The 26,257-nt window shown below is 65.6% G+C and carries 17 protein-coding genes; 11 read left to right on the top strand and 6 right to left on the bottom strand.

The window, feature by feature from the left end; translation table 11 throughout:
• Positions 1–255: 255 nt before the first annotated feature.
• Both AB3X96_RS14250 and AB3X96_RS14255 read left to right on the top strand, forming a co-directional pair.
• Positions 256–2,103 carry an autotransporter assembly complex family protein gene (locus AB3X96_RS14250; RefSeq protein ID WP_368590247.1) on the top strand — a complete coding sequence of 616 codons (1,848 nt, stop codon included), beginning with the start codon at positions 256–258 and terminating at the stop codon, positions 2,101–2,103.
• 44 nt (positions 2,104–2,147) lie between these two features.
• The gene (locus tag AB3X96_RS14255; protein WP_368590248.1) at positions 2,148–6,503 is read left to right on the top strand and encodes a translocation/assembly module TamB domain-containing protein; all 4,356 of its coding nucleotides are present in this window, start codon (positions 2,148–2,150) and stop codon (positions 6,501–6,503) included.
• A 97-nt stretch (positions 6,504–6,600) separates the two neighbouring features.
• On the opposite strand, the gene metG is transcribed toward AB3X96_RS14255, so the two are convergent.
• A complete protein-coding gene (gene metG / locus AB3X96_RS14260) occupies positions 6,601–8,736 on the bottom strand; it encodes a methionine--tRNA ligase (protein ID WP_368590249.1) in 2,136 nt (711 codons plus the stop codon).
• A 400-nt stretch (positions 8,737–9,136) separates the two neighbouring features.
• Positions 9,137–9,790: an OmpA family protein gene (locus AB3X96_RS14265; RefSeq protein WP_368590250.1), complete on the bottom strand. Its 654-nt coding sequence runs from the start codon at positions 9,788–9,790 to the stop codon at positions 9,137–9,139.
• A gap of 340 nt (positions 9,791–10,130) precedes the next feature.
• On the opposite strand from AB3X96_RS14265, the gene apbC reads away from it, so the two are divergent.
• The 5 genes from apbC to AB3X96_RS14290 all read left to right on the top strand — a co-directional run bounded on the left by apbC (position 10,131) and on the right by AB3X96_RS14290 (position 15,761).
• Entirely contained in the window at positions 10,131–11,219 is a 1,089-nt protein-coding gene (apbC, locus tag AB3X96_RS14270; RefSeq protein WP_368590251.1) for an iron-sulfur cluster carrier protein ApbC, read from the top strand.
• A 130-nt stretch (positions 11,220–11,349) separates the two neighbouring features.
• Positions 11,350–11,886, top strand: coding sequence for a superoxide dismutase family protein (locus AB3X96_RS14275; protein WP_176109298.1), 537 nt, complete (start codon positions 11,350–11,352; stop codon positions 11,884–11,886).
• Positions 11,887–12,066: 180 nt separating this feature from the next.
• Complete coding sequence (gene dcd / locus AB3X96_RS14280) at positions 12,067–12,636, top strand: dCTP deaminase (protein ID WP_176109297.1); 570 nt, start codon at positions 12,067–12,069, stop codon at positions 12,634–12,636.
• Between the two features lie 90 nt (positions 12,637–12,726).
• Positions 12,727–15,012: an arginine/lysine/ornithine decarboxylase gene (locus AB3X96_RS14285; RefSeq protein ID WP_176109296.1), complete on the top strand. Its 2,286-nt coding sequence runs from the start codon at positions 12,727–12,729 to the stop codon at positions 15,010–15,012.
• Between the two features lie 2 nt (positions 15,013–15,014).
• Entirely contained in the window at positions 15,015–15,761 is a 747-nt protein-coding gene (locus tag AB3X96_RS14290) for a lysozyme inhibitor LprI family protein (RefSeq protein WP_368590400.1), read from the top strand.
• 31 nt (positions 15,762–15,792) lie between these two features.
• Here the strand turns inward: AB3X96_RS14290 and AB3X96_RS14295 are convergent, their stop codons facing one another.
• From AB3X96_RS14295 to zwf, 4 genes are all read right to left on the bottom strand, one after another.
• Positions 15,793–16,719, bottom strand: a complete 927-nt coding sequence (locus tag AB3X96_RS14295; RefSeq protein WP_368590252.1) for a bestrophin family protein — start codon at positions 16,717–16,719, stop codon at positions 15,793–15,795.
• Positions 16,720–16,870: 151 nt separating this feature from the next.
• The gene (locus AB3X96_RS14300) at positions 16,871–18,787 is read right to left on the bottom strand and encodes a bifunctional transcriptional regulator/glucokinase (RefSeq protein ID WP_176109295.1); all 1,917 of its coding nucleotides are present in this window, start codon (positions 18,785–18,787) and stop codon (positions 16,871–16,873) included.
• Entirely contained in the window at positions 18,765–19,481 is a 717-nt protein-coding gene (gene pgl, locus AB3X96_RS14305) for a 6-phosphogluconolactonase (protein ID WP_368590253.1), read from the bottom strand. Before pgl ends, AB3X96_RS14300 begins: the two co-directional genes overlap by 23 nt.
• A 194-nt stretch (positions 19,482–19,675) precedes the next feature.
• The gene (gene zwf / locus AB3X96_RS14310) at positions 19,676–21,139 is read right to left on the bottom strand and encodes a glucose-6-phosphate dehydrogenase (protein ID WP_368590254.1); all 1,464 of its coding nucleotides are present in this window, start codon (positions 21,137–21,139) and stop codon (positions 19,676–19,678) included.
• Between the two features lie 597 nt (positions 21,140–21,736).
• On the opposite strand from zwf, the gene AB3X96_RS14315 reads away from it, so the two are divergent.
• The 4 genes from AB3X96_RS14315 (at position 21,737) to AB3X96_RS14330 (ending at position 26,229) form a co-directional block, all read left to right on the top strand.
• Positions 21,737–22,984 (top strand): ABC transporter substrate-binding protein, encoded by a 1,248-nt coding sequence (locus AB3X96_RS14315; RefSeq protein WP_368590255.1) that lies wholly within the window; start codon positions 21,737–21,739, stop codon positions 22,982–22,984.
• 216 nt (positions 22,985–23,200) lie between these two features.
• A complete protein-coding gene (locus AB3X96_RS14320) occupies positions 23,201–24,139 on the top strand; it encodes a carbohydrate ABC transporter permease (RefSeq protein WP_176121165.1) in 939 nt (312 codons plus the stop codon).
• Complete coding sequence (locus AB3X96_RS14325) at positions 24,129–24,986, top strand: carbohydrate ABC transporter permease (RefSeq protein ID WP_368590256.1); 858 nt, start codon at positions 24,129–24,131, stop codon at positions 24,984–24,986. Before AB3X96_RS14320 ends, AB3X96_RS14325 begins: the two co-directional genes overlap by 11 nt.
• A gap of 127 nt (positions 24,987–25,113) precedes the next feature.
• On the top strand, positions 25,114–26,229 hold the full coding sequence (locus AB3X96_RS14330; protein ID WP_013088733.1) for an ABC transporter ATP-binding protein: 1,116 nt from the start codon (positions 25,114–25,116) through the stop codon (positions 26,227–26,229).
• Positions 26,230–26,257: the final 28 nt, after the last annotated feature.

A 26,257-nucleotide genomic window follows, 5' to 3' on the forward strand; every position in this document is an offset into this window, starting at 1 on the left:
GTGGTGGGTAAGGTGGCGGCTCTCGGTCTGGCCGCTGCGCGGTGCCGCGAGGAGGGCGCCGTCGTCCGCGATTTTACCGCATGCGCCGCGCGCGGTCGAAAATCGCCGCAAGCCGTCTATTTTCGAGATGAAGCGCGGGGCGCCGCCTGGGGCACGATAGGGGCCGATTAGGGTCGCATTGTGGTCAAATAGCATGCCTCGATCGCGCAGCGCGGCCGGGACAGAGAATTCACTCATTGAGGCCGGAGGTCCTGTTTGGCGGGAGGTACGATCGACAAGCCGCGTGTGTGGCGCGGCGCAACCGGTCAGACGCGAGGGCGCGTGCGTGAGCGCGAGGCGCTCGCGCGGTGCTGGCTGCGCGTGTCGCTCGCCTTCGGCCTCCTGATAATGCTGCTCGCCGGGGGCGAGGCCTACGCGGCGAGCAAGGCGCCGAGCTACAAGGTCGAGGTGGTCGCCGAGCCGCGCGCGCTGCGCCGGCTGCTCGAACAGCACCTCGATATCTCGCGTTTCGCGAAGCGCCCCGACGTCACCGACGACCAGTTCTCGTTCCTGATCACCGCGACGCCGCAGCAGGTGCGCGATCTCGCCGCGACGCAGGGCTATTTCTCCCCGCTCGTCAGCACCGACGTGCGCACAGTCGACAACATGCGCCAGGTCACCGTGCGCGTCGAGCCGGGCCCACAGACCAAAGTCACGTCGGTCGATCTGTCGTTTCGCGGCGCGGTGCTGACCGAAGACCCGTCGCGCGAAAACGCGACGCGCTTCGCGTTCTCGCTGCACGAGGGCCAACCGTTCTCGCAGGGCGACTGGGACGACGCGAAGAACGCGTCGCTGCGCGAGCTGCAATCGCGCCGCTACCTCGCCGCGAAGATCTACCACTCCGAGGCGCTGATCGATCCGCGCACGCACACCGCGAAGCTGTCGGTGATCTACGACAGCGGGCCGACCTTCACGATGGGCCAGCTCGACGTGCAGGGCACCAGGCGCTATCCGGAACGCATCGTCCATAACGTCAATCCGATCTCGCCGGGCGACATCTACGACACGCGCACCGTCGCCGAGCTGCAACGGCAACTGCAGAACACCCCGTACTTCGCGAGCGTGGCGATCGACCTCGACAACGACCCCAGCAAGCCGCTCGACACGCCGGTGCACGTGAAGGTGTCGGAGTTTCCGTATCACAGCTTCCGCGGCGGCGTAGGCTATTCGACCGACAACGGTCCGCTCGTGCAGGGCGGCTACACGTATCTGAACACGTTCGGCGCGGCGTGGCCGTTCACCGTCGAGGGCCGCGCCGACCAGACGCAGCAGTACGGCCAGGTCCAGCTATCGATGCCGCCGGGCCTGCACGGCTGGACCAATAGCGTGCTCGCGTCGTACACGACCACCGACGTCTCCGACACGCGCATCTACAGCATCCGCGGCGGCGTGCAGCGCTCGCGCACGTCGCAGTTCCTCGACTACAGCTATTCGCTGCTGTTCTACGACGATCAGCTCGACCAGAATGCCGCGCCGCCGACCCGCGCGCACGCGCTGGTGCCGGGGTGGTCGTGGACGCGGCGCGACACCGATGACCCACTGTTCCCGCGCCGTGGCAACCTGATCCACGTCGAGGCGGGCTTCGCGGTCAAGGGAGTGCTCGCCGACCAGTCGTTCATCCGCGGCTACGCGCGCGGCCAGCAGTATTTCCCGATTGGCGACAACGACATCGTGCTGATCCGCGCCGAACTCGGCGGCGTCTTCACGAGCGGCAGCTCGAGCGGCATTCCGGCGTCGCTGCTGTTCCGCGCGGGCGGTTCGAACTCGGTGCGCGGCTACGGCTTCCAGAGCATCGGTAACAACGTCGCCGGCTCGGTCCTGCCGACCAAATATCTGGTGACGAGCGCGGCCGAATACCAGCACTGGTTCTCGCGCAACTGGGGCGGGGCCGTGTTCTTCGACATCGGCACCGCCACCGACACCTGGGGCGAGAAAATTTTCTATCCGGGCGCCGGCGTCGGCGCGCGCTGGCGCAGCCCGGTCGGCCCGGTCAATCTCGATGTCGCTTACGGAATCCGCGACAACCGGGTGCGGCCGTATATCACGCTCGGCATCGCGTTCTGACGTTTGACGACATCCCGCCACCTTATTTGCCATCGTATTCGCGCATGACCACCGACGTCACCGACCCGCCCCCCGCGCAGCCGCCCGGCGCCACGCCGCCAGGACCGCCGGACGGGCAGCTGCCGCCCGACACGCCGCCGCCGAAGCGGCGCTGGGGCCGGCTGCTGCTGAAGACGATCGCGGGCACGGTAATCATGCTGGTGCTGCTCGCCGTACTCGCGGTTGGCCTGTTGTACGGCGCGCTGACGACCGAACGCGGCACCGCGTATGCGTGGCACGCGGCCGTGAAGCTGCTGGGCGGCCGGCTCGCCGGCACGCTCGACGGCGGCACGCTCGCGCAGGGCGTGCAACTGCGCGACGTGCGCTGGCGCAGCTTCGACGGCAACGGCACCGACATCCAGATCGACCGCGTCGCGGGCAGCTGGGCGCTCGCGCGCGAGCCGTGGCGGTTCACGATCGATTACCTGCACGTCGGCACGATCGAGGCGCGCGTGGGCCCGTCGTCGCCGAGCAGCAACGAGCCGATGAAACTGCCGCAAGATCTGCAATTGCCGATGCAGCTGGAGATCCGCGACGTGCGGGTCGAGCGGCTGCTGCTGCACCAGGGCGCGTCGACGACGGAGCTGTCGAGCTTCGCGTTTCATGGACGCAGCGACGGGCGTCATCACGAGGCCGCGATCGACCGGCTCGAGACGCCGTTCGGGGCGCTGACGGCAGCGGCCAAACTCGATGGCGTGCAGCCGTTTCCGCTCACGGGCGAAGTCGGTTATGCGGGCAAGGTCCGCGATGAAGCGGTGCAGGTGGCCGGTCACTTGAGCGGTACGCTCGAGCAGCTCGTCGCCGAGCTCGATGCGAGCGGCATGAAGCTCGCCGGCCACGCGCGGGTCGAAGCGGCGCCGTTTGCCGCGGTGCCGTTGCAGCGCGCGACGCTGAGCTTCGATCATGTGAATCCGCAAGCCTTCGCGCCCGGTGCGCCGTTGGCCGATCTGGCGGTGCGCGCGGAGTTGCAGCCGGTGGAGTCCGGCGCGGTCAGCACAGCCCACGCAGCGAGCGCTGCCAGCGCGGCCAGCGCGGTCGAACCGTCGGCCGCCAGCCATCCGCACCACGTGTTCGGCGGCCATCACGCGCCGGTCGAACCGGCGGCGGGTTTCGCCGTCGCCGGCCATATCTCGATCGTCAACGCGAAACCCGGCGCAATCGACCAGAAACTGCTGCCGCTGATCGACGCGAACGCCGACGTGCGGCTCGACGCCCACACGCAGAGCATCGCCAACCTGAACGTGCGGCTCGTGCGCAACGCGACGCTCACCGGCGGCGGCACGCTGAGCGGCCGGCACGGCCAGCTCGATCTGAACGTCGCGCGGCTAGACCTGAACGCATTGCAGGCGACCGTGCGGCCGACGCAACTGTCCGGCCCGATCGGCATCCGCCTGAACGACGACATCCAAAGTCTGACGCTCGATCTCGCCGACCCCGCCGCCGCGCTCCGCGCGCAGGGCAAGATCACCTTCGATCCGGCTCGCATCAGCTTCAACGACGTGCGCGTCACGTCGGGCCGCGGCCGCATCGATCTATCGGGCGCGCTGAAGCACGATGCGAACTCGACCTACAACCTGAAGGCGCAACTGACCGATTTCGATCCGCTGTCGCTGACCTCGCAGATGCCGGCGCGCACGCCCGTCACGAGTTCCGGCGCGCCAGCCGCGAGCGGCGCGCGGAGCGAGCGGCAAGCGCAGGCCGCGGCGCTCGCGGGCAGCACCGCTGGCGCGAAGAGCGCGGCGCCCGGTGATCAGGCCGCGGCCATCGCGAAGAACACCGCGCAGGCGGCGGTGCAGACCGAAGTGCTCGAGCGCAGGACACCTGCGCCCGCGCCCGCGCATCGCGCAGCCGGGCGCGCGGCCCCGCGCCCGGCCACACCCGCGCGCAGGATCGAGGCGCGCGTAACCGCCACGATCACCGCGGCCGGTGTGCTCGCGCCGGTCTTCACGACGCGCGCCGAATTCACGCTCGGCCCGAGCGTCTACAACGATCTGCCGCTGACGGGCGGCGGCATGATCCAGTTGGCCGGCTCGCGAATCCTGCCGAGCCGCGCGAATCTTTCCGTAGCGGGCAATCAGGTCAATCTGCAAGGCAGCTTCGGCGCGGCCGGCGACCGGCTGCGCTTCGCCATCGACGCGCCGCAGCTCGATCGGCTCGGCTTCGGCCTCGCGGGCGCGGTCGCCGCTGACGGCGACGTGACCGGCTCGTTCGCGCATCCGAACGTGACGCTGAATTACAAGGCCGACAGCGTCGTATTCGCGAGCAACCGCGTCGGCCACGCACAAGGCCATGCCGAGTTGCGCGACGGCGCGAACGGCGCGCTCGCGTTCACGACCGACGCGCGCAATGTGAGCGCGGGCGGCGTGGACCTCGCCACGCTGACCGCCCGCCTGTCCGGCACGCGCGCGAATCACACGCTCGAAGCCGCCGCGACCGGCAAGCTGCAGGACCGTCCGCTTGACCTGACGCTCGCCGCTAACGGCAAGCTGACCGACACGCGCGACGGCTCGCGCTGGGACGGCACCGTCACGCGTCTGCAGAATCGCGGTACGCCGGCGCTCAATCTCGAATCACCGCTCGCGGTCAGTGCCGGGCCGGGCCACCTGACGCTCGGCGCGACGCGCCTGACGATTGAAGGCTCGGTGCTGGCCCTGAAGTCGTTCGCGTTCGATCACGGCCGCATCCAGTCGACTGGCAGCCTGACCGATGTGTCGCTCGCGCACTTGCAGGAGCTGCGTCGCCAGATCACCGGCGAACCGCCCGCCGTGCGCACCGACCTCGTGTTCGACGGCGACTGGGACTTCTCGCTCGGCGCGACGGCCAGCGGCCACATCGAGCTGCGCCGGCGCAGCGGCGACGTGACGGTCGAAATCGGCCGCGGGCTCGCGTCGATGGGCATTGGCGCGATTCGCGCGCGCGCCGAATTCACCGGCGGCAACCGGCTCAACGCGACGGTGCACGCGCAGGCGAGCCGCATCGGCGTGATCGATGCCGACGCGCACACGCCGCTCGTGCTGCGCGACGGCATGTTGACCGTCGATCCGCAGAGCGCGCTGTCGGGCAACGTCAACGCGAACGTGCCGTCGCTGCGCACGACGGGCGGCCTGCTCGGCCCGAGCTACCTGCTCGACGGCCGTCTCGCGCTGCAACTCGCGCTCGGCGGCACGGTCGCGAAGCCGAACGTGACCGGCTCGCTGACCGGCGACGGTCTGTCTGCGACGGTCGTGAGCCAGGGCGTGCAACTGAAGGACGGCGTCGTGCGCATCGCGCTGTCGCAGAACACGGTGGACTTCCAGCAGGTCGAGTTCCACGGCGCGAGCGGCACGCTGCGCGCGACCGGCCGCGTGCGCCTCGACAGCGCGGAGCCCGACATGACCGCGAGCATCGTCGCGGACAAGCTCGATGTGTTCGCGTCGCCGGACCGCCATCTGTCGCTGTCGGGCAGCGCGAACATCTCGAACGGCGGCGTGGAGCGCGGCCCTGTGATCGACGGCAAGTTCGTGGTCGACCGCGCGCTGTTCGATTTGCCCGAGCAGGCCGCGCCGAGCCTCGGCGACGACGTCGTGATCATCCGCCCGGACGGCACGCGCTCGGGCGGCCGGCCGCGTCCGACCGAAGGCGGCCAGCCGCCGGCGAGCCCGTTCGCGCCACGCGCGAACATCGAGATCGGCCTCGGCAACGACTTCCGCTTCCGCGGCAAGGGTGCCGATCTCGGCCTCGCCGGTACGATCACCGCGACGAGCGCGCCGAATACGCCGCTGCGCGCGGTCGGCAACGTGCGCGTCACGCCGGGTTCGACCTACACCGCATTCGGCCGCAAGCTCACGATCGAGAACGGCTTCTTCACGTTCAACGGTCCGGTCACGAATCCGGGCATCAACATCCTCGCGATGCGCCGCAACCAGCAGGTCGAGGCCGGCGTGCAGGTTACCGGCACGCTGCAGGCGCCGGTCGCGCGGCTCGTGTCGGAACCGAGCGTGCCGGACAACGAAAAGCTGTCGTGGCTGCTGTTCGGCCACGGCACCGACCAGGGCAACAACCTCGGCCAGCAGAGCACGATGACGACCGCGCTCGCGCTGCTCGGCAGTGCGACGGGCGCGCGGATCGCGCAGACCGTCGGGCTCGACGAGTTTTCGATCGGCCGCAGCGATGTCGGTCTGACCGATCCGCAAGTCGTGATGGTGTCGAAGGCGATCAACGAGTGGCTCGTGATCGGCTACGAGCAGGGGCTGCAGTCGGCCAGCAATGCGATCAAGGCGACGATCAATCTGACGCGGTACTGGTCGCTGGTCGTCTATGGCGGCACGTTCTATGGCGCCGACGTGCTCTACACGCGGCGCTTCGATCGGATCGCGTGGTGATGAGGGCAGCATAAAAAAACGGCACGCCTGGAAGCGTGCCGTTTTCGTCATATCTGCGTGCTGCGAGGTGGGTCGGGGCGCCCGAAAGCGCCGCGCGTTACTTCACGCGCATGCCGGGCTTCGCGCCGCTATGCGGCTCGAGCACGTAGAGGCCCGGTTCGGCCTTCTCGTCCGCGGCCGAGGCCGCCAGCACCATGCCTTCGGACATGCCGAACTTCATCTTGCGCGGCGCGAGGTTCGCGACCATCACGGTCAGCTTGCCGATCAGCTGCTCGGGCTGATACGCGGACTTGATGCCCGAGAACACGTTGCGGGTCTTCTCTTCGCCGACGTCGAGCGTCAGTTGCAACAGCTTGTCCGAGCCTTCCACCGCCTTGCAGTCGACGATCTTCGCGATACGCAGATCGACTTTCGCGAAGTCGTCGATCGAGATGATGCCGGACTCTTCTTCCTTCGCGGCGGCGGCGGCCTTGGCGTGGGCCTTCGCCTTCGCCTTCGCCTCGGCCGCCGCCGCTTCCGGCGTGGCCTGCAGCGACTCGCGATTGGCCGCGAGCAGCGCCTCGATCTGCTTCGGATCGACGCGCGTCATCAGATGCTTGTACGCGTTGATCGGGCGCGCCGAGCTGAGCGGCACGGTGGCGTCGGCCCACACGAGCGGCTCGATGCCGAGGAAGGCCTCGACCGCTTCGGCGAGCTTCGGCAGCACCGGCTTCAGCGCGAGCGACAGCAGCCGGAACGCCTCGATGCTGACGCTGCAGGTCTCGTGCAGCGCGACCGCGTTGGCCGGATCTTTCGCCTGATCCCACGGCTTCGCGGTATCGACGTAGGCGTTGACCGCGTCGGCGAGCTCCATGGTTTGACGCAGCGCGCGGCTGTACTCGCGTGCCTCGTAGTGCGCGGCGATCTGCGGCAGCGCCGCGCGCAGCGTGCCGAGCAGCGGATGGTGCATCGCGCTGTCCTGCACGCGACCGTCGAAACGCTTGATCAGGAAGCCGGCCGCGCGGCTCGCGATGTTCACGTACTTGCCGACCAGATCGCTGTTCACGCGCGCCTGGAAGTCGTCCAGATTCAGGTCGAGGTCTTCCATCGTGCTGTTCAGCTTGGCCGCGAAATAGTAGCGCAGCCATTCCGGATTCAGGCCGGTGTCGATCACGCTTTGCGCGGTGATGAAGGTGCCGCGCGACTTGGACATCTTCGCGCCGTCGACGGTCAGAAAGCCGTGCGCGAACACGTTGGTCGGCGTGCGATGGCCCGAGAATTCGAGCATCGCTGGCCAGAACAGCGTGTGGAAATACAGGATGTCCTTGCCGATGAAGTGGTATTGCTCGGCCGTCGAGCCCTGGCGGACCCACGCGTCGAAATCGAGGCCGCGCTTTTCGGCGAGGTTCTTGAAGCTCGCGTAGTAACCCACCGGTGCGTCCAGCCACACGTAGAAATATTTGCCGGGTGCGCCCGGAATCTCGAAGCCGAAGTACGGCGCGTCGCGCGAGATGTCCCAGTCGGCGAGCTTGGCTTCGCCGGCGTCGCCGAGCCATTCACGCATCTTGTTGGTGGCTTCCGGCTGCGCAAGGCCGCCGACCCATGCGCGCAGGAAGTTCTCGCAGCGCGGATCGGACAGGCGGAAGAAGTAGTGCGTCGAGGTCTTGCGGATCGGCGTCGCGCCCGAGACGACCGAATACGGATTGACGAGCTCGGTGGGCTGATAGGTCGAGCCGCAGACTTCGCAGCTGTCGCCGTATTGGTCTTTGGCGCCGCATTTCGGGCACTCGCCCTTGATGAACCGGTCCGGCAGGAACATTTCCTTGACCGGGTCGTACGCCTGTTCGATCTCGCGAGCGTCGATCAGCCCCGCTTCCTTCAGCGCGAGGTAGACGTTTTCGCTGAGCACGCGGTTTTCGTCGGAATCGGTCGAGTAATAGTTGTCGAACGAAATGCCGAAGCTGTCGAAGTCGCGCTTGTGCTCCAGCCACACTCGATCGATCAGCTGTTTCGGCGTCAGTCCTTCTTTTTCCGCGCGCAGCATGACCGGCGTGCCGTGCGTGTCGTCGGCGCCGACGTAGTAGACCTCGTGGCCGTGCATTCGCAGCGCCCGGACCCAGATGTCCGTCTGGATATATTCGACCAGATGGCCGATATGAATCTGCCCGTTCGCATACGGAAGGGCCGACGTGACGAGAATCTGACGGCGGCCGGACGGCGCGCCTGCGGGGAGGTCGGTGGCGGGTGCTGACATAAGGATCGGGGTGCCTGCGGTGGGACGAAACGATGATTTTAGCAGGGCGCACGCCGCACGCGGGCTGGGACGCGGCGGGCTGGACGAGCGGAGCGGAAGGGGATCGGCGCCGCGGTGAGGGACAACCGGGGCGACGCCCGCGAGCGAGATGCAAAACCGCGCGGGCAAAAAAAAACCGGGGTCGATAAACCCCGGAGCAACAACGACAAGAGGAGAATGGTGACGTGACGGCTTCGCCAGTCACGTACCGTAAAGAGAGACCGCGGAATTTCCGTAGAGTTCGAAATTTTTTTTCGATTTGCCGACAAACCGGTCCGGCGGCTTGTTCCGACCGCCAGCCGGGCTCGTGTGGCCGCAACACCCGGCCGGCCCGGCGGCGCTTTCTCCTTTTGACTTGCCCTTATTGCGTCGCGTGCTGGGCGGTGGCGCGCAGGTAGATCTCGACGCGACGGTTCTCCGCACGACCGGCTTCGGTGTTGTTGTCGGCGATCGGCTGGTTCGGGCCCATGCCGGTGGCCGACAGGCGCTGCGGCGCAATACCGCGTTGCGTCAGATAGCCGGTCACGCTCTGCGCGCGGTTGACCGACAGCGTCTGGTTGTATTGCAGCGAGCCGGTGTTGTCCGTATGGCCAACGACCGATGCAACGACTTCCGGATTCTGCTGCAGCGTCTGCGCGAGCTGGTCGAGCACCGGCGCGAACGTCGGCTTGATCGCGTAGCTGCTGGTGTCGAACGTGACCGAACTCGGGATGTTCAGTTTCAGCGAGCCGTCCGGCTGCTCGGTGATCTGCGTGCCGGTGCCCTTGGTCGCGCCCGACATGCGGTTGCGGATGTTGTCCCAGTTGTAGCCGGTGATGCCGCCCACCGCCGCGCCGGTGGCCGCGCCGATCGCCGCGCCCTTGCCGCCGCCGAAGATTGCGCCGAGCGCGGCGCCGGCACCGGCACCGACGCCGGTGCCCACTGCTGTGTTGGTGCCCTGTTGGGTCGCGCAGCCTGCCACGAGTGAGCCGGCCACGGCGAATACGGCCACGCGAGTCATGATTCTTGCATTCATTTTGGTTTCCTTTCGAGTGCGAATAAACCAGCGGGTAGCGGTCAGTCTATGCAGTGAACATACGGCAATGCAGCGACCACTCAGAAGGGTTCGGGAACGATTCCTGCGCCTTGCTTCGCTCGGTCCTACACCGAAGCAGGGTCTTCGGGCACCGTCTGCCGTCAGACACTACAATAATGCCTGAAACACGCAGCGGTGCGACCCTACGGCGTCCCGCGTGCCCCGAAGGGTGCCCGGCACGTAAGATTTTCGCAATGCCGCATAACAATTTCTTGCAAATTCCGCCGCGTGCGCGATTCGTCCATCTCGCCACGCCGCACCCCTTCCCCACGGAGTATCAATGAGTATCGATCGGGCTTTGGTCGACACCGCTGTCGCGGCCGTCACTGACCCCAACACGGGCGCGCCGTACGCGGCCGCGAAGAGCATCCGCAGCGTGGTTGTGGAGGGCGACGCGGTCAGCCTTCAGGTGACGCTCGGCTATCCGGCGAAAAGCCAGTTCGACACGATCCGCCAGCAGTTCGCCGACGCGCTGCGCGCGGTGCCCGGCGTCGCGAACGTGCGCGTCGAGGTTTCGCAGCAGATCGCTGCGCACACGGTGCAGCGCGGCGTGAAGCTGCTGCCCGGTGTGAAGAACATCGTCGCGGTTGCGTCGGGCAAGGGCGGCGTCGGCAAGAGCACGACCGCCGTGAATCTCGCGCTCGCGCTGGCGAGCGAGGGCGCGTCGGTCGGCATTCTCGACGCCGACATCTACGGCCCGTCGCTGCCCACCATGCTCGGCATCGAGGGCCGCCCCGAGTCGCCCGACGACAAATCGATGAACCCGATGACCGGCCACGGCGTGCAGGCCAACTCGATAGGCTTCCTGATCGAGGCGGACAACCCGATGGTGTGGCGCGGCCCGATGGCGACCTCGGCGCTCGAACAGCTGCTGCGCCAGACCAACTGGCACGAACTCGACTACCTGATCGTCGACATGCCGCCCGGCACCGGTGACATCCAGCTGACGCTCGCGCAGCGCGTGCCGGTCACGGGCGCCGTGATCGTCACGACGCCGCAGGACATCGCGCTGCTCGACGCGAAGAAAGGCCTCAAGATGTTCGAAAAGGTCGGCATTCCGATCCTCGGCATCGTCGAGAACATGGGTCTGCACATCTGTTCGAACTGCGGCCACGAGGAGCACATCTTCGGCGCCGGTGGCGCCGAGCGCATGAGCAAGGAGTATGGCGTCGACGTGCTCGGCAGCCTGCCGCTCGACATCACGATCCGCGAGCAGGCCGACTCGGGCCATCCGACAGTCGCCGCGGACCCGAACGGGCGCATCGCGGAGATCTATCGCTCGATCGCGCGCAAGGTCGCGGTGCATATTGCCGAACGCGCGCGCGACATGAGCTCGAAGTTTCCGAACATCGTTGTGCAGAACACCTGAGCGGCCGTTCGGGCAAGGGATTAGGGGCGATCTCGATCCCTATTTTCACGAGCTCTCGCGGTATCATGTCGACTTCACGAGTTCGGCTCGGCGGCCGCAGGGGCGGCCGCCAGGCCGACAAGAGGATCGCATGGGAAAACGAATCGACGGGCACGCGGTACATGCGTTCATCGTTCTGACTGCCGGCTGTGTGCTGTTGAGCGGCTGTGGCGTCTTCCTGAGACCACAGGAAAAGCGCGCCGACGCGCAATTGCTGCCCACCGTGGGCAATCAGGCCCACGGCCTCGTGACCTTTATCGAGCGCTCGGACGGCGTCCAGGTTACCTACAATCTCACCGGCTTGCCGCCCAATAGCGACCACGCGCTGCAGGTGCACGAGCGCGGCGACTGCAACGCCGCCGACGGCTCCAGCGCCGGTCCGGTGTTTTCGCCGGCGGCCGAACGGCTCAAGGCCGGCGCGCGCGTCGAGGGCGATCTCGGCAACATCCATGCGGACGCGAACGGCGTGGCCACCGGCTTCATCGTCGCGCCGGACGTGTCGCTCGACGGCATCCGCTCGGTGCTGCAGCGCGCGGTTTTGCTGCACCGCGACGCGACCGATCCCTACGCGTACCCTCAGCATGGCGCTGGCACGGCAATCGCCTGCGGCGTGATTCGCCAGCAGTGAACGGCGAGCGCGCTTTCGCCGCCAGGCCACCGCTCGGTGGCGCACATGACGCCATCGGCGGCAGCGATTCCGTGATCGCGTAAAATAAGCGGCCTTCGCCGGCTGAGCGCCGCAGCGCCGCCGGCAGTTTTCATCTATCTTTTCGTCACACCTGACATTCACGTCGAGCAGCGTTCACCTATGACCATCAAATCTGACAAGTGGATCCGGCGCATGGCCGAGTCGCACAAAATGATCGAGCCGTTTGCGCCCGATCAGGTTCGCGTCTCCAAAGACGGCCGGAAGATTGTCAGCTACGGCACCTCGAGCTACGGCTACGACATTCGCTGCGCCGACGAATTCAAGATCTTCACCAACATCAACTCGACGATCGTCGATCCGAAGAACTTCGACGAAAAATCTTTCGTCGATTTCAAGGGCGACGTCTGCATCATCCCGCCGAACTCGTTCGCGCTCGCGCGCACGGTCGAGTACTTTCGCATTCCGCGCAGCGTGCTGACCGTGTGCCTCGGCAAATCGACGTATGCGCGCTGCGGGATCATCGTCAACGTGACGCCGTTCGAGCCGGAATGGGAAGGGCACGTCACGCTCGAGTTCTCGAATACGACACCTTTGCCTGCGAAAATCTACGCGAACGAAGGCGTCGCCCAGGTGCTGTTTTTCGAAAGCGACGAGATTTGTGAAACGTCGTACGCGGATCGCGGCGGCAAGTATCAAGGTCAGCACGGCGTCACGTTGCCGAAGACCTGACGTCGGCAGCGTCTGAACCCACCAGTTATTCGGGTGACCGCTGCGCTTTCTACGTAACGCAGCGGTCGTTTTCTTTTTGGAGAATCGCCCATGAAGTTCCGTTTCCCCGTCGTCATCATCGACGAAGATTTCCGCTCCGAGAACATCTCGGGTTCCGGCATCCGGGCTTTGGCCGAAGCCATCGAGAAAGAAGGCGCGGAAGTGCTCGGGTTGACGAGCTACGGCGATCTGACGTCGTTCGCGCAGCAGTCGAGCCGCGCGTCGTGCTTCATCCTCTCGATCGACGACGACGAACTGCTGCCGTACGTCGACAACGTGGTCGTCGAAGGCGAGACACCCGAACTCGCGGCCGCGATCGTCGCGCTGCGCGCGTTCGTGACCGAAGTGCGCCGTCGCAATGCCGATATCCCGATCTTCCTGTACGGCGAGACGCGCACCTCGCGCCATCTGCCGAACGACATCCTGCGCGAACTGCACGGCTTCATCCACATGTTCGAGGACACGCCGGAGTTCGTCGCACGCCATATCATCCGCGAGGCGAAGGTGTACCTGGATTCGCTCGCGCCGCCGTTCTTCAAGGAACTGGTGCAGTACGCGGAAGAGGGTTCGTACTCGTGGCACTGCCCGGGCCACTCGGGCGGCGTCGCGTTCCTGAAGAGCCCGCTCGGCCAGATGTTCCACCAGTTCTTCGGCGAGAACATGCTGCGCGCCGACGTCTGCAACGCGGTCGACGAACTCGGCCAGCTGCTCGACCACACCGGTCCGGTCGCGGCCTCGGAGCGCAACGCCGCGCGCATCTTCAGCGCCGACCACGTGTTCTTCGTGACCAACGGCACGTCGACGTCGAACAAGATCGTCTGGCACGGCACGGTTGCGCCGGGCGACATCGTGCTGGTCGACCGCAACTGCCACAAGTCGATCCTGCACGCGATCACGATGACCGGCGCGATTCCGGTGTTCCTGACGCCGACCCGCAACAACTTCGGCATCATCGGCCCGATCCCGCGCAGTGAGTTCGAACCGGAGAACATCCGCAAGAAGATCGAGGCGAATCCGTTCGCTCGCGAAGCGCTCGCGAAGAACCCGAACCTGAAGCCGCGCATCCTGACGATCACGCAAAGCACGTACGACGGCGTGGTCTACAACGTCGAGATGATCAAGGAGATGTTGGGCGAATGGCTCGACACGCTGCACTTCGACGAAGCGTGGCTGCCGCACGCGGAATTCCACGAGTTCTATCAGGACATGCACGCGATCGGCGCGGGCCGTCCGCGCATCGGCGCGATGGTGTACGCGACGCACTCCACGCACAAGCTGCTCGCCGGCATCTCGCAGGCGTCGCAGATCGTCGTGCAGGATTCGAAGAACAGCCGCTTCGACAAGCATCGCTTCAACGAGGCGTATCTGATGCATACGTCGACGAGCCCGCAGTACGCGATCATCGCTTCGTGCGACGTGGCCGCGGCAATGATGGAAGCGCCGGGCGGCACCGCGCTCGTGGAGGAATCGATCGCCGAAGCGCTCGACTTTCGCCGCGCGATGACCAAGGTCGACACAGAATACGGCGACGACTGGTTCTTCAAGGTGTGGGGCCCGGACCAGTTCGCCGAGGAAGGCATCGGCTCGCGCGAAGACTGGATGCTGCGTCCGGACGACGCGTGGCACGGCTTCGGCCCGCTCGCCGAAGGCTTCAACATGCTCGACCCGATCAAGGCGACGATCGTCACGCCGGGTCTCAACATGGACGGCGGCTTCGACGACACCGGCATTCCGGCGGCGATCGTCACGAAGTACCTGGCCGAGCACGGCATCATCGTCGAGAAGACGGGCCTGTACTCGTTCTTCATCATGTTCACGATCGGCATCACGAAGGGCCGCTGGAACTCGATGGTGACCGAGCTGCAGCAGTTCAAGGACGACTACGACACCAACCAGCCGCTGTGGCGCGTGCTGCCCGAGTTCGTCGCGCATCATCCGATGTACGAGCGTGTCGGCCTGCGCGATCTGTGCCAGCAGATCCACAGCGTGTATCGCGCGAACGACATCGCCCGTCTGACGACCGAGATGTACCTGTCGAGCATGGAGCCGGCGATGAAGCCGTCCGACGCATTCGCGAAGCTCGCGCACCGCGAGATCGACCGGGTACCGATCGACGAACTCGAAGGCCGCGTCACGTCGATCCTGTTGACGCCGTATCCGCCGGGCATCCCGCTGCTGATTCCGGGCGAGCGCTTCAACAAGACCATCGTCAACTATCTGCGTTTCGCGCGCGAGTTCAACGAACGCTTCCCGGGCTTCCATACGGATATCCACGGGCTCGTCGGCGAAATGGTCAACGGGCGCATCGAATATTTCGTCGATTGCGTGCGCTTCTGACGATGGCGTGGGCGAAGTTGCTGACGGGCCTGCCCGCTATCGGGTCTTGGCGGCGCGGGGCCGGCGTGCTGAGCTTCGCGCTCACGGCCGGTACGCTGGTGCTCGTCGCCATCGCTAGTCCGGCGGCGCATGCCGAGGTGGCCGCCGCCGATCCGATCGATGCCGCGATGCGCACGTGTCTCGCGCGCGCCGACATGTCGACGACGATCGGGCAGGTGCAGTGCATGGACAATGCGCGCATCGGCTGGATGGCCGCGGTCGATAGCGCCTACCAGCAGTTGCTCGCGAAGGTGCCGCCCGCGCGGCGCAGGCTATGGGAAAAGAGCCAGTCGAGCTGGCTCGCGTCGCGCGATGCCGAGAAGCAGCTGCTCGCCGCGGTGTTCGCAACGACCCAGGGCTCGATGTACGTGATTTCCGAAGCCGACATGCAACTGCAGCCGGTGCGCGACCGCGCGCTCGTGCTGCGCAGCGCGCTCGCCGATGCGAGCGGTCCGGCGCCGCGCCGGCCGCGCGCGTGCAACGCCGATGCGCGTTGCGAACACGCGATGTTCGATCTGAACCGCTACTACCGTGTGCTCGAAGCGAAGATGCCGGCGAAGTCGCGGCCGACGCTGGTGCACGCGCAACGCGCGTGGAATGCATATCTGACGGCATCGACGCCGCTCGTCGACGAACGCGGACGTATCGACATCATCGGCGCGCGCGTCGCGACGATCAAACGGCTCTCCGAAACGGCCGGCAACCACTGACGGCCGCCGAGCGGCGCGACCCGCCGCAGATTCAATCCCATCGAACCCCGTCTGCGCGCGGCTGCGGCGCCGCAAGCGCCGGCTCGCCGCGCAGATCCCGCATCGCATCCTCGATGATCGCGGACATCGTGTTGAGCGCGAGGTCGTTGTCGTCGGTGCCGAACGGTTCTTCGAGCTGCGACGCGATCGCTTCGTGCGCCATGAACGTGTACGCGACGAACACCGCGAACACCGGCGTGAAAATGCCGATGCTGTTGACGAGCCCGAACGGCAGCGACGCGCAGAAGAAGTACACGGTGCGGTGGATCATCACCGAATACGCGAACGGCAACGGCGTCGAAGCGATGCGCTCGCAGCCGCCGATCACGTCCGATAGTCCGTTCAGGTTGCGGTCGAATGCGAGCACCGACATCGGATCGAGCGCGCCCGCGCGTGCCGCGCGCTGCACCCATTCGCCGAGGCACAGCATCAGCGTGGCCGGCTTGTAGCGTGATCCCATCACACGTGCGAGCTGTGCGCCGGGCAGCCGCGCGGCAAGGTCGTCGCGCGGCTCGGTCTTGCGCAACTGGTGACGCAGCGCATGCGGGAGCGCGCTAAGAATCGCCAGGAACGCGGCCGCTTCTTCTTTGGGCAACTCGGGCGACGGCAACGTCAGCGCCTGGCGCGTCAGCGAGCGCGACTCGTTGAGCAATTGCCCCCACAGCTTGCGCGCTTCCCACCAGCGGTCGTAGCTCGCGTTGTTGCGAAAGGCGAGAAACACCGCGAGCGCGATGCCGACCAGCGAGAACGGCGCGATCGAATTCAGGTTCAGGCTGACGGGCAGCAGATGATCGTGCGCGGCGAGCGCAATGATCGAGATGATGAAGATCAGGAATAGCCGCGGCAGCAACTGCGGCAGCACCGAGCCGCGCCACGCGAGCAGCATGCGGAACCAGTGGAGATGCGGGCGAATGATCATGGACGCGCAGTTCGTCTGAAGCGATAGAGCGCTTATTATCGATCGCTTTTCGTGTCCCCCGAACAGAAAAACCCGCGGCGTGCGCATCGGAGACGATGCACACGCCGCGGGTTTGTCCACCGCAAGCGAAGCGGACAGCGCTAAGTCAGCCTCAGTCGCGCGCCGACGAAGCCGCGCCGTGACTCAGCCAGTCGAGTACGGCCGTCGCGTCGTCGTCGGCGCCTTCGCGCGCTTTCTCGACGGTCTCGGCCACTTCATCGCTCGGCACCGCGCGGCGAATCGCTACGCCGACCGCCAGAATGTCGATCATCACGAGGTGCAGGATGCGCGAGATCATCGACAGTTGCGACTCGCGAATCTCGATGTGATCGGTTTCCAGCGCGACGGTCGCGCGCTTCGCGAGCGGCGTGTTGCTCGAGGTGATCGCGATCACCTGCGCGCCGGCCTGCATCGCGACGTCGAGCACGCGCAGCAGCTCGGGCGCGCGCCCCGACTTCGACACCGCGACGATCACGTCGCCCTTGCCGAGCAGCGCGGCCGAGGCCGCCTGCATGTACAGATCCCCGTACGCGATGGTCGGAATACCGAAGCGGAAGAACTTGTAGTGCGCATCTTGCGCGACGATGTTCGAGTTGCCGAGCCCGTAGAACTCGATGCGCCGCGCGCCGTTCAGCAGGTCGATCGCCCGTTCCACGTGCTCGAAGTTCAGATGCTCGCGCAACTGCAGGATCGCCGACACGGTATTGTCGAGCACCTTCGCGCCGAAGTCGGTCGCGGTGTCGCCGAGATGCACCTGGCTGTGGCTGACCGGAATCGTGCCGGTCAAACCGGTCGCGAGCTTCAGCTTGAAATCGGACAGCCCCTGGCAGCCGAGCGAGCGGCAGAAGCGGATCACGGTCGGCTGACTGACGTCGGCCTTGCGCGCGATGTCGACGATCGGATCGTTGATGATCGAACGCGGATGGTTCAGCGCGAGGTCGGCGACGCGGCGCTCGGCCGGCGTCAGCGCGTCGCGCATCTGGCGAATCCGCTCGAACACCGCCGACGAGCTGCCGCCCGCGCGGTTCGACAACTGCTCCGCGAGAATCGCCGATACGCCGAGGAACGCCGGGTATTCGGCGGTGATCACGTAGGTCGGCACGTTCTGCAGATACGCCTCGAAGCGGCCCTTCGCCTCGAAGCGCTGGCGGAACGACGAACGCGCGAACAACTCGCCGAGACGCGGCACGACACCGCCGCCGATATAGATGCCGCCGAGCGCGCCGAGCGTCACCGCGATGTTGCCGGCGAAGGTGCCGAGAATGCCGCAGAACACGTCGACCGATTCGGCCGCGAGCGGCTCGCCTTCGTGCGCGCGCTTGACCACCTCGGCCGGATTGACGCTGGCCGGCACGCGTTTCTTGTCGCGGCCCGCGAGCGCGCGATAGATCACCTCGAGGCCCGGACCCGCGGCCACCCGTTCGAACGACACGTGCGACCACTTCTTGCGCGCGTAGTGCAGCACGATCTCTTCGCGTTCGTCGGCGGGCGCGAAGGTGGCGTGGCCGCCTTCGCTGCCGAGCGCGATCCAGCGGTCGTCGGCGGGGATCAGGCCCGACACGCCCATGCCGGTGCCGGGGCCGAGCAGGCCGATCACGCTGTTGGGCCGGCGCTGGCCGCCGCCCACCTGCACGCGCTGCGTGTCGGTGAGGCCGGGCAGCGCCATCGCGAGCGCGGTGAAGTCGTTGACGACGAGCAGCGTGTCGAAGCCGAGCGTGCGGCGCGTCGCTTCGATCGAAAAGGTCCAGTCGTGATTGGTCATGCTGACCTGGTCGCCGTCGACCGGGTTCGCAATCGCGATCGCCGCGTGATTGACGCGGCCGATCTTCGTGTCCTGCAGATACTTCTTGATGACGTCGGCGACGCTCGGATACTCGGCGCAAGGATAGACCTGCACCGAGCCGATTTCGCCGGGGCCCGTCTCGAGCGCGAAACGCGCATTGGTACCGCCGATGTCGGCCAGCAGCCTCGGTCCATCGGCGTGCTGGGCCGCGCCCGGCACAGCTTTAGTTTGCACACCAGTAGACATCGAGTCTCACTCCCTTGTCGTTTGCCAGTTGCGAGATGGCATTTTTTTGTAGCGCAGCGGATGCGGCGTTGAGCACGTCCATCTTGCGCGGTCCTGCAATCAGCAGAAACAGATGCTTGACGTCCTTCAGCGCGGACAGCGACCAGCTCACGCGCGCGTGCGGCGCCGCGCCCGGATGCACCGCGACGAAACGCTCGGTCGTGGTGATCGCGTGATCCCATTCGGGCGCATCGGCGAAGATCGACGCGGTGTGGCCGTCTTCGCCCATGCCCAGCACCGCGACGTCGGGTGCCGTGGCGAAGCGCGCGTCCGCGTTCAGCCCGGCAACGTGCGAGTGCAGATCCTGGCTGGTGTCGACGAGCGGCCAGAAGGTCGCGTGTTGCGCGGCGTTCTGCAGCAACGTGGCGCGCACGAGCTGCGCATTGCTCGCGCCATCGGTCTCCGGCACCCAGCGGTCGTCGACCAGCGTGATTGCGATGCGGGGCCAGTCGAACGTCTGCGTCGACAACGTTTGCAGAAACGGACGCGGGCTGCTGCCGCCGGACACGGCCAGCATGGCCGGGCGCGCGAGCGGGGTTGACGTCCCGGTGCCGGCCGCCTGTGCGGCAAGCGACGCATGTAACGCGTCGCCCACCGCTTTCGCCAGCGCGTCGGATTGGGCGCGCTGGTCGTCGAAAGCGTGAAGCTCGATCACTTCTCCTCCGTGCTGCATTCTTGTTGGATCTGCGGAATCAGCCTGACTGCTGTCGCGCGATGCCTGCATGGCGGGGTGGCCCGCAGATGCCTGACGCGATACCGGCGCGACTCCGTTCAGTTCGTCGGTAGTGTTGCCGGCGCCGCGCGCCGAAATGTTCATCGCGCGCGGCGCCGTCTGTCAATTCATCAAACTCAATTCTCTTCTTCGAGCCAGCAGGTGCCGTGCTGGGCGAGCATCGCGCTCGCCGCGGCCGGTCCCCACGTGCCCGCCGCGTACGGCTTGGGCGGCTTGGTCGAGGCTTTCCATTCGTTCAGGATCGGCTCGACCCAGCGCCATGCGGCTTCCTGTTCGTCGCGCCGCACGAACAGCGCGAGGCGCCCGTGAATCACGTCGAGCAGCAGCCGCTGATACGCCTCCATCTGGCCTTCGCGGAAGAACCGGTCGAACGCGAGATCGAGGTACACGCTCGCGAGGTTCATACCCTCGCCGGGCTGCTTCGCGAGACAGTACAGACGAATCGTCTCGTTCGGCTGCAGACGGATCACGAGGCGGTTCGCGCCCGCGCGCAGCGCCGACGCGCCAAGCGCCGAATGCGGCACCGCACGGAAATTCACGACGATCTCGGCGACGCGATCGGCGAGCCGCTTGCCGGTACGCAAGAAAAACGGCACGCCGGCCCAGCGCCAGTTCTCGATCTCGACCTTCAGCGCGACGAAGGTCTCGGTCGAGCTGTCCGGCTTCACGCCGTGCTCGGTCGCGTAGGCCGGCACCGTGTTGCCGCGGATCACGCCCGAATGATACTGGCCGCGCACCGCGACCTTGCCGATTTCCTGCGAATCGACCGGTTTTAGCGCGCGCAGCACGCGCAGCTTCTCGTCGCGAACCGAGTCGGAATCCATCGAGTGGGGCGGCTCCATCGCGACGATCGACAGCAGCTGCAGCAGGTGGTTCTGCACCATGTCGCGCAGCGCGCCGGTATTGTCGTAGAAATCGCCGCGCGCTTCGACACCGAGTTCCTCGGCGATCGTGATCTGGATGCTTTCGACCCATTCGCGGCGCCACAGCGGCTCGAACAGCGCATTGCCGAAGCGCAGCGCGAGCAGGTTCTGCACCGGCTCCTTGCCGAGGTAATGGTCGATCCGGTAGATCTGCTCTTCCGCGAAGATTTCGCCGACCGCGTCGTTGATTGCGTTCGACGACTTCAGATCGTAGCCGAGCGGCTTCTCGAGCACGATGCGCGCGTTGTGGTTCAGACCCACCGCGGCGAGCGCATGGCAGATCGGCACGAACAGCGACGGACCGGTCGCCAGATAGAACACGCGGATACCGGGCATATCCTGGATGGCGTCGCGCAGTTGCGCGAAGTCGTCCGGATTGCCGAGATCGATCTTCACGAACTCGATGCGCGCGAGGAAGCTCGTCCACGCGGCTTCGTCGAGGCCGTTTTTCGACACGTGCGGCTTGACGTGACCGTCGACCCACTGCAGGTACTCGCCGCGATCCGCGATGTGCCGCGCGACCGCGACGATCTTGCCGTTGTCGGCGAGCATGCCCCCCGCGCGGTGCGCCTCGAACAGCGCGGGCAGGATCTTGCGCATCGACAGGTCGCCGGTGCCGCCGAAGAGAACGAAGGTGAAGCCTGAGTCGGTATGCATGAGTCTCCGTCGATGTCCTGAAAGGCCGCCGCGCTGATCGGACACTGCACGCGCAGCGACCTGGAAGAGCGACCGTAGTCCGATAAAATATTTTTTGACACTGAATTGTAGTTTAACTACAATCCAAATCAAGAGGTAGCGTTAATTCGAAGAAAAACGCGTGCGCTGTGCAGACGAATTGCACGCTTTTTGCGAATCGGCGGGCGTCCCCGGCATGCTAACGGACAATGGGGCAACGCTTTCCGGTACGCGCCAGCAGGGTGCCGGCGGACCTTACGGAAAGCCGGGGAGTCGACGGGCTTGCGGGTCGTTTCCGTGGCCGACGTCAGGCTGGCGTCGGATTGGTGTATGAGGTACCTCGAGTCTGCCGCGCGATGCGGGCAGGCAAAAATCAAAAGAGGAGACAGTCAGTTGCATCCCGAATCACTCACCTCTTGAGCGTCTAGCGGCCGGACATCGGTCCGCCGGCACATGCCCTCGCGCATGCGCCCGACCGTGCTCGATCGCCCAGTTTTTGCCTGTTTGAACCAACCACAGCACCCTGGCGACATCAGGGGCCATTCGTTTTTTTGTTCAGGTGTCTGGAGGAGATAAGCAATGAAATTTCGCGCGATCATGGGCGCTCTGTGCGCTGCGGGTCTGATGTGTGGCGTGTCGGCCGTGCAGGCCGCCGAGTCGGTGGAAGTGCTGCACTGGTGGACTTCGGGCGGCGAATCCAGGGCCGTCGGCGTCCTCAAGGACGACATGACGAAGCAGGGCTACACGTGGAAGGACTTCGCGGTCGCAGGCGGCGCTGGCGCGGCTGCGATGACGGCACTGAAGACGCAGGTGATCTCGGGCAACGCGCCGAGCGCCGCGCAGATCAAGGGTCCGCTGATCCAGGACTGGGCTTCGCAGGGCGTGCTGGTGCCGATCGACTCCGTCGCGGGCGACTGGAAGAAGAACCTGCCGCCGCAAATCGACAAGATCATGCAAGCGGACGGCCACTATGTCGGCGCGCCGTTCTCGGTGCATCGCGTGAACTGGCTGTACATCAACAAGGCAGCACTGGACAAGGCAGGCGGCAAGGTGCCGACCACATGGCCTGAGTTCTTCGCGGTGGCCGACAAGATGAAGGCCGCGGGCATCCAGCCGATCGCGATGGGCGGCCAGCCGTGGCAAGACCTGACGCTGTGGGAAGACGTCGTGCTGTCGGAAGGCGCGGACTTCTACAAGAAGGCGCTCGTCGACCTCGACGAGAAGACCCTGACCTCGGAAAAGATGGTTCAGGTGTTCGACACGGTCCGCAAGATCCAGGGCTACTTCGACGCGGGCCGCACGGGCCGTGACTGGAACCTCGCCACGGCGATGGTCATCAACGGCAAGGCCGGCATGCAGTTCATGGGCGACTGGGCGAAGGGCGAGTTCACCAACGCCGGCAAGAAGTCGGGCACGGACTACATCTGCGCGGTGGTGCCGCAAACGGACAAGGCCTACACGTTCAACGTCGATTCGTTCGTGTTCTTCCAGCAGAAGGGCCAGAAGGCCGCGACGCCGGGCCAGCTCGCCCTCGCGAAGACGATCATGTCGCCGGAGTTCCAGGAGCAGTTCAGCCTGTACAAGGGTTCGATCCCGGTGCGTCTCGGCGTGCCGATGGACAAGTTCGACGACTGCGCGAAGAAGTCGTACGCGGATGAGCAGATCGCGATCAAGGCCGGCGGTTATGTGCCGTCGCTCGCTCACGGCATGGCTCAGCCGGATGCCGCGGCAGGCGCGATCTCCGACGTCGTCACGAAGTTCATGAACTCGCAGCAAGATTCGAAGACCGCGGTTCAGGCTCTCGCGAAGGCAGCGAAGACCAAGTAAGCGCAAGTACGAAGCGTTGCGCCCGGCCGCTTGCATCTGAAGCGCTGGGCGCGCCCTTCGGGCCGTGTCGGCTCGGACCTCATCTGCTTTGATTCGCAGCGCAGTCCGGCACAACGCGGCTTACCCGGGTTTCATGGAGTCACACCCAGGCCGTCGCGGTCCCGCGCCATTCGCGCACGGGCAGCCCGGCGGTACAGTTTCAGCAGGAGTCGAGTAGTGACTGCTTCCATCAGCGGGAACGGGAAAACGGCCACCGTCGCCCGCCGCACGTCGCCCATGGCGGCCCTTGCCGATCGCTATATTCCGAAGCTGGTGCTCGCACCCAGCGTCGTGATTAGCCTCATCTTCGTGTATGGCTTTATCGCAATTACCGGCTATCTGTCGCTGTCTACTTCGCGACTGATGCCTCGTTGGGAGTTCGCGGGTCTCGACCGCTATCGCGAGCTGTTCCAGAACGACGTGTTCTGGACTTCGGCCGAGAACCTCGGCTGGTTCGGCATTCCGTTCATCGGTATCTGCATCGGTCTGGGTCTGTTGCTCGCGATCCTGCTCGATCAGCAGATCCGCAACGAAGGCGCGCTGCGCGCCGTGTTCCTGTATCCGATGGCGCTGTCGTTCATCGTGACCGGCACCGCGTGGCAATGGATTCTGTCGCCGGGCATCGGCATCGAGAAGGTGTTTCACGACTGGGGCTGGACGAGCTTCGAGTTCAACTGGCTCGGCGACCCGGACCGGGCGATCTTCTGTATCGTGATCGCGGCGGTCTGGCAATCCACCGGCTTCGTGATGGCGCTGTTCCTCGCCGGTTTGCGCGGCGTCGACAGTGAAATCTTCAAGGCCGCGCAGATGGACGGCGCGGGCCTGCCGACCATCTACCGCAAGATCGTGATTCCGAGCATGCGGCCGGTGTTCTTCTCCGTGCTGCTGATTCTTTGCCACATCACCATCAAGACGTTCGACCTGGTCGTCGCGCTGACCGCTGGCGGTCCGGGCACGTCGTCGTCGCTGCCGGCCATCTTCATGTACACGTTTTCGTTCAATCGCGGGCAGCTCGGCGTCGGCGCGGCCTCGTCGATCATGATGCTCGCCACCGTGGTGGCCGTGCTCGTGCCGCTGATGTATCTGGAATCGAGGAGCACCCGCAATGCAACCTAAGATGACGATCAGCCGTGCCGTCATTTACGCGGCCCTGCTTCTGTTCGCGCTGTACTTCCTGTTTCCGCTGTACGTGATGCTGTCGACGTCGTTCAAGGACATCGATCAGCTGCGCACCGGCAACCTGCTGACGCCGCCGACGAGCTGGACCTTCGCGCCGTGGCTCAAGGCGTGGAGCGGCGCATGCACGGGCGTGCGTTGCGACGGCATGCAGCCGTTCTTCATGAACTCGGTGCGCATGGTGATTCCCGCCGTGCTGATCTCGTCGATCATCGGCGCGTTCAACGGCTACGTGCTCACGCACTGGCGTTTCCGCGGCGCCGATCCGATCTTCACGATGCTGCTGGTCGGCTGCTTCATCCCGTTCCAGGCGATCCTGCTGCCGATGGCGCGCCTCGAAGGCATCCTCGGCCTGTCGAACACGGTGAGCGGTCTGGTGCTCGTGCACGTGATCTACGGTATCGCGTTCACCACGATGTTCTTCCGCAACTTCTACGTGAGCGTGCCGGCTGAACTCGTGAAGGCGGCGCGTATCGACGGTGCGGGTTTCTTCACGATCTTCACGAAGATTCTGCTGCCGGTGTCGCTGCCGATCTTCATGGTGTGCCTGATCTGGCAATTCACGCAGATCTGGAACGACTTCCTGTTCGGTATCGTGTTCTCCGGCGTCGATTCGATGCCGATCACCGTGGCGCTGAACAATCTCGTGAACACCTCGACCGGCGTGAAGGAATACAACGTGGACATGGCCGGCGCGATCATCGCGGCGCTGCCCACGCTGCTCGTCTACATCATCGCCGGACGTTACTTCGTGCGCGGCCTGACCGCGGGCGCGGTGAAGGGCTAACCAGCTTGACCCCGGGGGCGTGCCCCCGAGAGCGCGGCGGCGCTTCGGCCAATCTCAGCGTGACTGAACGGGCGCCGCCGTCAGACAGACGTTTTCAGGCAGTACCAGAGACAAGAGGATTCACAGCATGGCAAGCCTTTCCATCCGTGACGTGTACAAGACCTACCCGAACGGGGTGCCGGTTCTGAAGGGTGTCAACATCGACATCGAAGACGGCCAGTTCCTGATTCTGGTCGGCGGCTCGGGCTGCGGTAAGTCGACGCTGCTCAACATGATTGCCGGTCTCGAAACCGTGACCAAGGGCGAGATTCAGATCGACGGCAAGACCGTCAACAACCTGTCGCCGAAAGATCGCGACATCGCGATGGTGTTCCAGTCGTACGCGCTGTATCCGTCGATGACGGTGCGCGACAACATCTCGTTCGGCCTGAACATCCGCAAGGTGCCGAAGCAGGAGCAGACGCAGATCGTCGAGCGCGTGTCGAACACGCTGCAGATCAAGCATCTGCTCGACCGCAAGCCGGGCCAGCTGTCGGGCGGCCAGCGTCAGCGTGTCGCGATGGGCCGCGCACTTGCACGCGATCCGGTGATGTTCCTGTTCGACGAGCCGCTGTCGAACCTCGACGCGAAGCTGCGTATCGAGATGCGCTCGGAAATCAAGCTGCTGCATCAGCGCCTTGGCACGACGATCGTCTACGTGACGCACGACCAGATCGAAGCGATGACGCTCGGCGACCGCATCGCGGTGATGAAGGACGGCATCGTGCAGCAGTTCGGCGCGCCGCAGGAAATCTACGACTCGCCGTCGAACCTGTTCGTCGCGGGCTTCATCGGCGCGCCGCCGATGAACTTCATCGAAGGCAAGCTGGTCGAGCAGGGCTCGGGCGTCGGCATCGAACTCGATACGGGCATCGCGCGCAAGGTGCTGGTGCTGCCGTTCGATTCGGCGAAGGTGCGCTCGCACGTCGGCAACAACGTGATTCTCGGCCTGCGTCCGGAGCGCATCACCGATGCGCGCAGCGCGCACGGCGACGACTCGAAGCTGCAGCCGGTCGAAGTGAAGGTCGACGTGATCGAGCCGACCGGTCCGGACACGCTGGTGTTCGCGCAGGTCAACGGCAAGCGCATCGTGAGCCGCGTGCACCCGGCGTCGAACCCGCAACCGGAGAAGAACGCGACGCTGCTGTTCGATACGTCGAAGGCGGTGTTGTTCGATCCCGCGAATGAAGAGCGCATTGCGTAAGCGGTCGCATACGCGCTAGAGACGTCGC

It is taken from the genome of Paraburkholderia sp. BR13439 (genome assembly GCF_040948805.1).
Lineage (GTDB): Bacteria > Pseudomonadota > Gammaproteobacteria > Burkholderiales > Burkholderiaceae > Paraburkholderia > Paraburkholderia youngii.